At 63.0% G+C, this 9687-nt stretch carries 8 protein-coding genes; 6 read left to right on the forward strand and 2 right to left on the reverse strand.

The features are described from left to right. Position 1 precedes the first annotated feature (1 nt). The 5 genes from PSH86_RS01270 to PSH86_RS01290 all read left to right on the forward strand — a co-directional run bounded on the left by PSH86_RS01270 (position 2) and on the right by PSH86_RS01290 (position 7392). Positions 2-2437: an alpha/beta fold hydrolase gene (locus PSH86_RS01270; RefSeq protein WP_305487266.1), complete on the forward strand. Its 2436-nt coding sequence runs from the start codon at positions 2-4 to the stop codon at positions 2435-2437. A gap of 263 nt (positions 2438-2700) precedes the next feature. Beyond that, positions 2701-3477 (forward strand): efflux RND transporter periplasmic adaptor subunit, encoded by a 777-nt coding sequence (locus tag PSH86_RS01275; protein WP_109751861.1) that lies wholly within the window; start codon positions 2701-2703, stop codon positions 3475-3477. Beyond that, complete coding sequence (locus PSH86_RS01280) at positions 3474-4793, forward strand: efflux RND transporter periplasmic adaptor subunit (RefSeq protein ID WP_116833912.1); 1320 nt, start codon at positions 3474-3476, stop codon at positions 4791-4793. Before PSH86_RS01275 ends, PSH86_RS01280 begins: the two co-directional genes overlap by 4 nt. Position 4794: 1 nt before the next feature. Beyond that, a complete protein-coding gene (locus tag PSH86_RS01285; RefSeq protein ID WP_305487269.1) occupies positions 4795-6891 on the forward strand; it encodes a biotin/lipoyl-binding protein in 2097 nt (698 codons plus the stop codon). Between the two features lie 9 nt (positions 6892-6900). Then, positions 6901-7392, forward strand: coding sequence for a GNAT family N-acetyltransferase (locus tag PSH86_RS01290; protein ID WP_116833914.1), 492 nt, complete (start codon positions 6901-6903; stop codon positions 7390-7392). 148 nt (positions 7393-7540) lie between these two features. Here PSH86_RS01290 and PSH86_RS01295 read toward each other — a convergent pair whose 3' ends face one another. Together PSH86_RS01295 and PSH86_RS01300 are read right to left on the reverse strand one after the other, a co-directional pair. Continuing rightward, positions 7541-7852 carry a hypothetical protein gene (locus PSH86_RS01295; protein ID WP_109751865.1) on the reverse strand — a complete coding sequence of 104 codons (312 nt, stop codon included), beginning with the start codon at positions 7850-7852 and terminating at the stop codon, positions 7541-7543. Between the two features lie 45 nt (positions 7853-7897). Beyond that, a complete protein-coding gene (locus tag PSH86_RS01300) occupies positions 7898-8485 on the reverse strand; it encodes a phage tail protein (RefSeq protein WP_163855798.1) in 588 nt (195 codons plus the stop codon). Positions 8486-8789: 304 nt separating this feature from the next. Between PSH86_RS01300 and PSH86_RS01305 the strand changes: the two genes are divergently transcribed. Further along, entirely contained in the window at positions 8790-9635 is an 846-nt protein-coding gene (locus tag PSH86_RS01305; RefSeq protein ID WP_109751867.1) for a sulfotransferase, read from the forward strand. The last annotated feature ends 52 nt before the right edge of the window (positions 9636-9687 follow it).

Below are 9687 nucleotides of genomic sequence, written 5' to 3' on the forward strand. Positions count from 1 at the left end.
CATGAGCAAGCCGCGGATGTACCTGCTGGCCGGCAACGGTAGCGCCGCCGATTGGTGGGACGATGCGTTGCCGCACTTTCAACACTACGACGTGGTGCCGCTGGAACTGCCCGGCTTCGGCAGCAACCCTCAGGCTCCCTGCGAAGACCTGGCGGCCTACGCCCAAGCGTTGCTGGCGGCAACGGACAAGGGCTGCGCGATCATGGCGGTCGGGGTCAACGCTTTGCTGGTGCTCCACGCGTTGCAACGCGAGCCCGGGCACTTTTGCCGCAGTGTGTTGCTGGCGCCGGTGGGCGCGTTTTTGTGGCAGCGGCGGTTGCCGGCGTTGATGTCACCGCTGCCAATCCGCAAGACCATTCACTGGCTGCTGGCGAACAAGCCGACGCTGTTCGCCCACAAGTTCTCCCGCCAGACCTGGACGTCCGCGCAGTACCAACGCATGGGCGCCGGGTACGCCCGCTGCCGAGCCTTTGTGCCGCACTGGGATCTGGTGCGCGCGGACACCGCGTTGCCGTTATTGGAGTGGATCACCGACCCGGTCGAACTGGTGTGGGGCGATCAGGACAAGGTACTGGGCGTCGCCCAAGCGGCGGCATGGTCGGCCATTCTTGCCCGTGCCGATTTGACCATCAGCCTGAAACCCGGTTGGGGCCACTACCCGTGGATCGACTCACCCGCTGAGTTCGCGGCGTGGCTGGAGTCCGGCGAACGTGGCTTCGTCGCGCATACCAAGGGCGGTCGCTTGCGGCTGGCGGCACTGGCTGGGCAGCCGGTGCCTGCGGCGCTGTCGCTCAACGATTGCGATGATCCGCGCTTGCCAAAATTTCTGGAGAGCCAACCGCATGCTATCTGGGCAGTACGCTCCTCCAGTTACGGGGAGGATCAAGCCGATGCGGCCAACGCGGGCTTGAGCACCACGTACCTGCGTGAGCCGACGGACAACGTACCGGCGCGGATTGCCGAGTTGAGTGCGGCAGGTGTCGAGGAAGTGGTGGTGCAGCGCTTCATCGCGCCACGGCTGTCCGGGATTGCCTTCGTGCGTCACCTGTCAGTTGAGTTGGAATGGGTCGAAGGTCACCTGGAGTCGTTGGCCGATGGCCAGGTGAGCCCCGAGCGGGCGATCATTTCCCGTCTCGGCGAGTCATGGAACAGCGGTGCATTCAAGCCAGCCCATGGCCTCACCGCCGAAGCGTTATGGCGGTTTCTCCAAGGCGTATTGCGGGTCTTTCACTACGTGCCCGGCGACGTCGAATGGGCCTGGGACGGCACGCAACTCTGGCTGCTGCAGTACCGGCCGATCAGCGACTACGGCTGGCGCCGCCACCTGACTGCCGCCAACATCGCCGAGATCCTGCCGCCGCAGCCCAGCGTGTTGGTGGAGTACGCCCAGCGCCGCGCGGCGGCGAGCATCCCGGCGATCATGGCCCGTTGGGACTCAAGGGTGTTGCAGGACAACGAGCCCTTCACGGCGGTGTTTGGCGGCGCTTCGTATATCAACAACGACCTGTTTCTCGCCCGACTGGCCGACTGGGGCATCAGTGCCAGCAACTACGCCGGTGAGGTCGGTGGCGCCACCCCGCATTTACCTTGGCGGCCCCTGCGCTTGCTCCGTTCGCTGCCATTGTTCCTGCGTATGCAACGCATTGCGCGTGGTCATTTGCTGACGCTGGAAAACGGCTTGCAACGCTTCGACCGAGAGCTGCATGAACTGACCGCCCAAAGCGCTGGCGGCCAACAACTGGCTGACTGGTTCACCCGGTTCTATGTGTTCGTGGTGCAGGGCAATCTATGCATCGCGACCGCGTTGGCCAGCAGCGGCGGCGATCTGCTGGGACGACCGCCGACCGCCTATGACAACCTTGAACACAGCCCCCATCGACTGCCGTGGGAAACCGACCCGGCGACGCCACGCCCGACCCCGACCGAGCTGCCACTGCAGGTATTCCCCCAATGGCCCCTGGCGATTCGCCTGGCTCACGGCGCTGGTCTGCCGGGGTTGCGCGGTTACTACCTGCAAGTACGCGAATGGTATCGCGACAACCTGATGCGGATCTTCTTTCGCCTGCATCACGCCATGCCGTTAGCCGATCGGGCGCATTGGTTCGCGCCGCACCCGGACATCCGCAGCCGCGACGGCAGCTTCTGGCAGGACGGTCGTGAAGGCACCGAGCAGGCGAGTGGGTTCCTGATCTACCCGGGTCAGGCCCAAGGCATTTTGGGCGAGGACATTCTGCTGGAAGACACCCTCGACCCCGGCCGCCACGCCCACTATCAAAGCGCCCGGGCGGTGATTGCACGCATGGGTGGGCGTTTGTCCCACGGCTCGACGCTACTGCGTGAACTGCGCAAACCCTCGGCGGTATTGCCTCAGGTCGATGTGGCTTGGTTGGGGCGTGAGGTGGTGTATTGCGATGGTGAGTTGACGTTGGTGGAGTAGGCCCTGCGCGATGATCGTCGATCACAGAACCTGTGGCGAGGGAGCTTGCTCCCGCTGGACTGCGCAGCAGTCCCGAAACCTGACACCTCGTTGAACCAGGGAAATTGAATAAATTGCTTTGGGTCCGCTGCGCAGCCCAGCGGGGATAAATCCCCTCGCCACAGAGCGTGTATGACCATCAGATTTCTCACCTCTCACAGCTCCTCCCTTGACGCCTCTCACCGCTGTCGTAGACTCCGCCCATCCGTCAGGGAGTAACGGTCATGCGGCGTTTGAGTAGTTGGGTTGTGGGATTGGCCTTTGTAACGTGCGGTGTCCAGGCGCAAACGCCTGTAGCAGACGATCCATTGCTTGAGAGCAACGTCTCGGCCAGTGCGTCTGGCAACGAGGCGCGAGGGGTGCTTCGGGCACGGGATCAGGCGGTGCTGGCCAGCGAGTTGGCCGGGCGTATCGTCGAGTTGCCGTTCAGTGAGGGCGAGTCGTTCAAGAAGGGCGACACCCTGGCGCGTTTCGACTGCTCGGCGTATCAGGCCCAGCTCAACGCGGCCCAGGCGGCCAGCCGTGGTGCCGGTGAAGAACTGGCGCATAACCGGCAGTTGGCGGCCTTGAAATCAGTCGGGCGGTTTGAAGTGTCGCGGGCCGAGGCCCGGCTCAGCGAGACTCAGGCGCAGTCCCAGGTGTATCAGGTCCAGGTCAAGCGCTGCAGCGTGATCGCACCGTTCGACGGGCAAGTGGTGGCGCGCAAGGTCCAGCGTTATGAAAGCGTGGCGGCCGGTGCGCCGTTGCTGGATGTGGTCGACAACCGCACCCTGGAGATCCATCTGCTGGTGCCTTCGCGTTGGATGGACCGGCTCAAGCCCGGTCAACCTTTCACCTTTGTCCCCGATGAAACCGGCAAGCCGTTGCAGGCGACGGTCAAGCGCCTGGGCGCGCGCATCGATGAGGGCAGCCAGACCTTGCTGCTGGTGGCGAGCGTGCCGGATGCCAGCGGCTTGCTGTCCGGCATGAGTGGTACCGCGCGTTTCGCGGAGCCCAAGTGAACGCGCCGATAACGGGCAGCGCCGAACAGGTGTTCGCCCGCTTCCTCGACCTGGAACGCCAGACGCGGGCTGCGCGTACGCCGGCGCAGTTGAGCTACAGCCTGGTCAACGACGGCCAGGCCCTGTTCGGCTTTCGCCACGCCGCGTTATTGATCGCTGGCAAGGTTCAGGCCGTGACCGGTGTCAGTGCCGTGGAGCCGAACGCGCCATTTGTGGCGTTCGTCGAGCAGGCGGTGGCGCAGTTGTTCAAACAGGGAGTGTTGAACCAGGCTCGGGTGATTAGCGCCGATCTGGTCAGCGAATCCATCCGGGCAGACTGGCGAAGCCTGTCGGCCGGCCAAGTCTTCTGGCTGCCATTGATCGATCATCAGGGCCAGGTGTTTGGCGGTTTGTGGCTGGCCCGCGACCTGCCATGGACCCCGCCCGAGCAAGTGCTGCTGTCGCAACTGGGCGACACCTACAGCCACGCCTGGCTGGCGCTGCAACCGCGCAAGCCGTGGCGCCTGCGCTGGACACGCAAGCGCCAGGTCGCCCTGGTGGCGGTGTTGCTGCTGGGGTTGTTGATTCCGGTGCGCCAGTCCGTGTTGGCCCCGGCCGAAGTGGTGCCGTTGGGCGGGCAGGTGGTGGCGGCGCCTTTGGACGGGGTGATCGCCGAGTTCCTGGTCAAGCCTAACCAGACCGTCAAGAACGGTGACCTGCTGCTGCGTTTCGAAAGCACCAGCCTCAAGGCCCAGGCCGATGTCGCCGAGCGTGCGTTGGGCGTGGCCGAGGCGGAACTCAAGGCCAATTCCCAGCGCTCGTTTGCCGACGCAGAGTCGAGTTCGAAGATTGATTTGCTGGCCGCCCGTGTCGAACAGAAACGCGCCGAACGTAACTACGCGCTTGAACTGCTCAAGCGCAGCGAAGTCCGCGCCGAGCGCGATGGTATTGCAGTGTTCGCCGATGCCGAACGCTGGCTCGGCAAACCGGTGCAGACCGGCGAGCGATTGATGGAAATCGCCGATCCGAACCAGGCCGAGTTGCGCATTGAATTGGCGGTGGGCGACGCGATTGCCCTGGAGCCCGGTGCGCAAGTGGCGTTGTTTCTCGACAGTGATCCGTTGCAGCGACACCTGGCCTGGCTGGAGCGTTCGGCCTATGAAGCGCAGCCTACCGCCGCCGGGCAACTGGCGTATCGGTTGGATGCGCGTTTCGATGCGGCCGCGCCGCGCATCGGCCTGCGGGGCACGGCGAAGGTCTTCGGCGACCGTGCGCCGCTGGCATTGTACCTGTTGCGTCGGCCACTGGCCGGCCTGCGCCAGAGCGTAGGTCTGTAGCATGGAGCTGCCGAGCCTGCGGCCGGACCTGCAATTGTCCCCGGCAGCCCCGGACCCGGATGGTTCGCCCCAATGGACCCTGGCCGATCCGGTGCGCGGGCGTTATTTCAAGCTTGGCGCAGCGGCGATGCGCATGCTGCGGCACTGGTCCCTGGGTGATCCGGAGCAAGTGCTGCAAGCTGCGAACCGCGAGCCGGGCCTGCCGCTCAATGGCGAATCCCTGGAGCAACTGCTGGGCTTCTTGCGCGGTCACGATCTGATCAGTGCCATGGACCCGCAACAGCGCGACAGCTATCAATTCAAGACCGCCGCCCAGCGCCAGACCCTGTGGCAGATCCTGCTGCATCAATACCTGTTTTTTCGTATTCCGCTGTGGCGCCCGGACGCCTTTCTCAATCGTGCCTGGCCCTGGTTGGCGCGGTTCGGCCCCGGGATCCTGCGCTATGGCCTGCCGCTGACCCTGGGCCTGGGTATTTTCCTGGTTTCACGGGATTGGCAGCGCTTCGTCGCGACCTTTCCCCACCTGTTCAGCCTGGGCGGTGCGCTGGCCTTTGGGACGGCGTTGCTCTTTGCCAAGCTGTGTCACGAATTCGGTCATGCCTTCATGGCCAAGCGCGCCGGTTGTCGTGTGCAAAGCATGGGTGTGGCGTTCATGGTGCTGTTGCCGATGTTCTATACCGACGTCAGCGACGCCTGGCGAATCAACGATCGTCGCGCGCGACTGCTGATCGGTGCCGGCGGGGTCCTGGCCGAGCTGCTGCTGGCGTGCGTCGCGTTGTTGGCCTGGTCGTTGTTGCCCGACGGGCCGGCGCGCACGGCAGCGTTCATGCTGGCCAGTGCCACGTGGATCACCACGTTGATCATCAACCTGAACCCATTCATGCGCTTCGACGGGTATTTCCTGCTCAGTGATTTCTGGGCGGTGGACAACCTTCAGGGGAGGGCGTTCGCCCTGTGCCGCTGGCGCCTGCGCGAAGCCTTGTTCGGTTATGGCGCGGCGGCCCCGGAAACCTGGTCCCCGAAGATGCGTCGCCGTTTGCTGGTGTGGGGCTATGGTTCCTGGTTATGGCGGGCGTTGTTGTTTTTCGGGATTGCCCTGGCGGTCTATCACCTGTTCTTCAAGGTGCTGGGCATTTTTCTGATGATGGTGGAATTGGTGTGGTTCATTTTTATGCCCATCGTGAATGAATGGCGGCAATGGTGGAGTCGCCGCGAGCAGGCCCATGGTGCGCGGGTGTTCCTGAGCGCCCTGGCACTGCTGGCGTTGCTGTTGGCGTTGTTGCTGCCCTGGCGCAGCGCAGTGGAAGTGCCGGCCATGCTCGAGGCCGGGCGTGCCAGTGCCTTGCACGCGCCGGTGGCGGCGCGGATCAAGCAGGTGAATGTGCGCGACGGCCAGACCGTGGCCCAGGGCGATGTGCTGATCGAGCTGGAATCGCCGGATATGGCCTCGCGCCTGACCATCGTGCGTCGGGAAATCGAGATCCAGCAGTTGCAGATGCGTCGCCAGGCCGGGCGCAGCGAAACCGCCGCCGATGCCGGCATCATCGAACAGCAACTGGCCGAAGCGGTGGCCGAGTACCGGGGCCTGGTCGCCCAGCGTGAACGCCTGTTGTTGCGTGCGCCCCATGCCGGCCAGGTGCGCGACTTGTTGCCACAACTCCCGGTCGGGCGCTGGTTGTCGCCCACGCAGGTGCTGGCGCGGGTGGTGCAGACCGATTCGCGGTTACGCGGATACCTGACCGAAGCCGAGCTTTGGCGGGTCGGACCGGGTGCCACGGGACGCTTCATCGCTGACGATCCGATGCACGCCTCGATTGCCGTGCAGTTGAATGAAATCGACACCAACGGCGTGGCCTGGGTCGAACAGCAAGCGTTGACGTCCGATCATCACGGACCGATTGCGGTACGCCGCGATTCGCAGCAACGGGCTGAGCCCGTGCAGGCGCAATATGGCGTGCGCCTGAGTGCGGTCGATGACGCGTTGGCTCCGGTGCAACCGTTGCGTGGCGTGGCGGTGTTGCAGGGCAAGGGCGAGTCGGTGTTGGGAGCGGCCTGGCGCCGGTTGGCGGCGTTGGGGGTCAGGGAAAGCGGCTTTTAAGGAGCAGACATGGATTCAGTGGCGGCAGAGGGATTGGTGGTGCGTCCATCGCGGATCAGCGACGGGCCATTCTTGCAGAGCCTGTACCAGGCGGCGCGACCGGACCTGCAATGGATCGACGGTGAGCATGAGCAGGTGCAACAGGTGATTGCCCAGCAGTTCCAGGTGCAGGAACAAGGGTTGGGCGAGAACTTCCCCAACGCCATGCATTACGTCGTGGAAAAACTCGGCACCGCTATCGGCGCGTTGAGTACGGATTTTGGCCCCAATGAAATCCGTGTGTTGTACCTGGCGTTCATTCCCCAGGCGCGTGGGCAGGGGTATGGCCGGACGGTGTTGCAAGGGGTGCAGAAAGCCGCGCAACAGATCCGCTGTCCGGTGGCGACGGTGGTCTGGGCCAGCAACCTCCACGCGCGCCAGCACTATCTGGCTCTGGGTTTCGAGGTGCAGGAGCGCAGCCCGGCGGCGGAGCGGCTGGTCTGGTATCCGAAAGGCAACTGACCCAATCTTGCAGACGCCATAAATCCCTGTGGGAGCGGGCTTGCTCGCGAAGGCTGTGGGTCAGTAATAAATTTGCCAACTGATACACCGCCTTCGCGAGCAAGCCCGCTCCCACAATAGGTTTGTTGTGAACTCAAGTTTTGTGCGATCAGTTAAATGCGATGTAGAAATACCCCAGCGTCGGATCCCGTCCCATGGGCGGGATCCGCGATACGAACACCCCTTCGAGCCTGCCCAGTTCAGGCACTTCCAGGGCGCATAACCCATCCACGAAATCGGTGCTTTCCAGGCTGTTGAATTCCACACTGAACGGCATGCGTTCGCTGTTGGGCAACTTCGACCGGGGTGTTTGCGCGAGGCTCTCGATCCGCACCGGCAAAGAGCTGCCGTCGGGCAGGGTCAGGCTGCTGGTCTGGCCCAGCAGTGGTTGGAAATGGTGGCTGTGAACCTGTTGCAGCATATCGACTCTCCAACAGTCGGAGGGCCGAAGCCCTCCGACGATTGATCAGTTACGGGACGGGAAGAGACCGTTCAAGGCGATGCTGAAGTTGATCGCCAGGAACGGGTTCATGATCGCCAGCGGCAAGCCGTTGCCCGTCGGGGAGATCGTGCCGTCGATGGTGGTGCTCACGCCCTTGACCGGTATCGGCGAGGCACCTAGCTGGTCGGAATAGATATTGGCCGCGCCCGGGCCGGTGCCCGAGGTGCCGATGAACGAATTGGTGGCCGTTGGTGTGTTCACCGGGTTGCTGGCCGGGTTCGCCAGTTGCAGAGTGGTGGAGGCGGTGAGTCCCGCCATGGTGTGAGAGTGGGTAGGCAGGTTGTTGATCGTCGGGGTGACGTTTTCGGTGCCGGCGACTTCGCCGATGACACGCGGAGTCAGGCCCAGGCCGTTGCCTTGTCCCAAGAGCGTGCGGCCTTGCAGATTGGGGAGCATGAAGTTGGTGGTGCCGTTGCCCCCGTAGTACGTGCCGAGCAGGGAGAACAACGCCTGGTATTGGGAAATGCCGAGTGTCTGCCCGCTGCACAGCGCCCACCCATTGGGGGCGAAGTTAAAGGCAAACGGCTGGATGGTGCCCATAAATACTTCCATAGATTCCTCATCCCTTCAGATTGTTTATTTGGCAATGCCGACAGGGTCCGAGGGAGAGGATTGCGATCAGCCCGACTTCTTCACTCCCTGGCCTGGTCACGCACGGCTGAGCGTAGACCGGGATGTTTGATTCTGCAGGCTGCAAGGGCGGAAAAATGCTGTCGATTGGCTTAAACGATTCAGGTTCGTATTGCGCCTATACCGTCCATCTTTTTTACGGATCTGGATGAATTTGATATCAAAGTACTACTAGGCGGCGATTATTTCCTCGGCTACGCTTGCGTACAAAAGGACTACAAACAAGGTGAAGGGATTGCCGCAGTTTCACTTTATCTCCGGTCTACCGCGCTCGGGCTCGACCCTGCTTTCTGCCATTTTGCTGCAGAACCCGCGCTTCCATGCCGGCATGACCAGCCCCGTCGGTTCGCTGTTCAGCAGCGTCCTGCAGCAATGCAGTGCCGGCAGTGAGTTCGGCTCGGTGATCGACACCGACCTGCGTCGCCGCCTATTGCGCGGACTCTTCGATTCCTACTACGCCGACAAAGCCGATAAACCTGTCATCTTCGATACAAACCGCCAATGGTGCGCGCGCCTGCCGGCCCTGCAGGATCTGTTCCCCCAAGCCAAGACCATCGCCTGTGTGCGCAACGTCGCCTGGGTACTCGACAGCCTGGAGCGGCTCTACCGCGCCAACCCGTTCGAGAACACCAAGCTGTTCAACGACGATGACGAGCGCAATACCGTCTACAGCCGCTGCGAAACCCTGGCCCAGCGCAATCGCCTGGTAGGGTTTGCCTGGACGGCGCTCAAAGAGGCCTATTACGGCGAAAACGCCGAGTCGCTGCTGATTGTCGATTACGACCTGCTGAGCCAGGCCCCGGAGCGGGTCATGCGGCTGGTGTACGAGTTCATCGGCGAGCCCTGGTTCGAACACGATTTCAATCACTTGACCTACGACGCACCGGCCTTTGACCAGGCCCTGGGTGTTGCCGGCCTGCACAAGGTCAAGCCCAAGGTCGCGCCGCAAGCCCGGCGGACCTTGCTGCCGCCGGATCTGTTTGAAAAGTATGCCGAGTTGTCGTTCTGGCGCGATGGTTCCGCCAGCGCTGCCAATGTCATTCGTATGAAAACCGACGCCGCGACCAGCTGATCGCGGTTTTTTTCATTTGCGTGTTCAAGAAGTTCGAGTCCAGGTGATCGTC

The sequence above is a fragment of the Pseudomonas sp. FP2300 genome (assembly GCF_030687595.1).
GTDB lineage: Bacteria > Pseudomonadota > Gammaproteobacteria > Pseudomonadales > Pseudomonadaceae > Aquipseudomonas > Aquipseudomonas bijieensis.

Coding starts and splice junctions, on each gene's coding strand:
- PSH86_RS01270 (WP_305487266.1), top strand. CDS start 2: ATGAGCAAGCCGCGGATGTACCTGCTGGCCGGCAACGGTAGCGCCGCC.
- PSH86_RS01275 (WP_109751861.1), top strand. CDS start 2,701: ATGCGGCGTTTGAGTAGTTGGGTTGTGGGATTGGCCTTTGTAACGTGC.
- PSH86_RS01285 (WP_305487269.1), top strand. CDS start 4,795: ATGGAGCTGCCGAGCCTGCGGCCGGACCTGCAATTGTCCCCGGCAGCC.
- PSH86_RS01290 (WP_116833914.1), top strand. CDS start 6,901: ATGGATTCAGTGGCGGCAGAGGGATTGGTGGTGCGTCCATCGCGGATC.
- PSH86_RS01295 (WP_109751865.1), bottom strand. CDS start 7,852: ATGCTGCAACAGGTTCACAGCCACCATTTCCAACCACTGCTGGGCCAG.
- PSH86_RS01300 (WP_163855798.1), bottom strand. CDS start 8,485: ATGGAAGTATTTATGGGCACCATCCAGCCGTTTGCCTTTAACTTCGCC.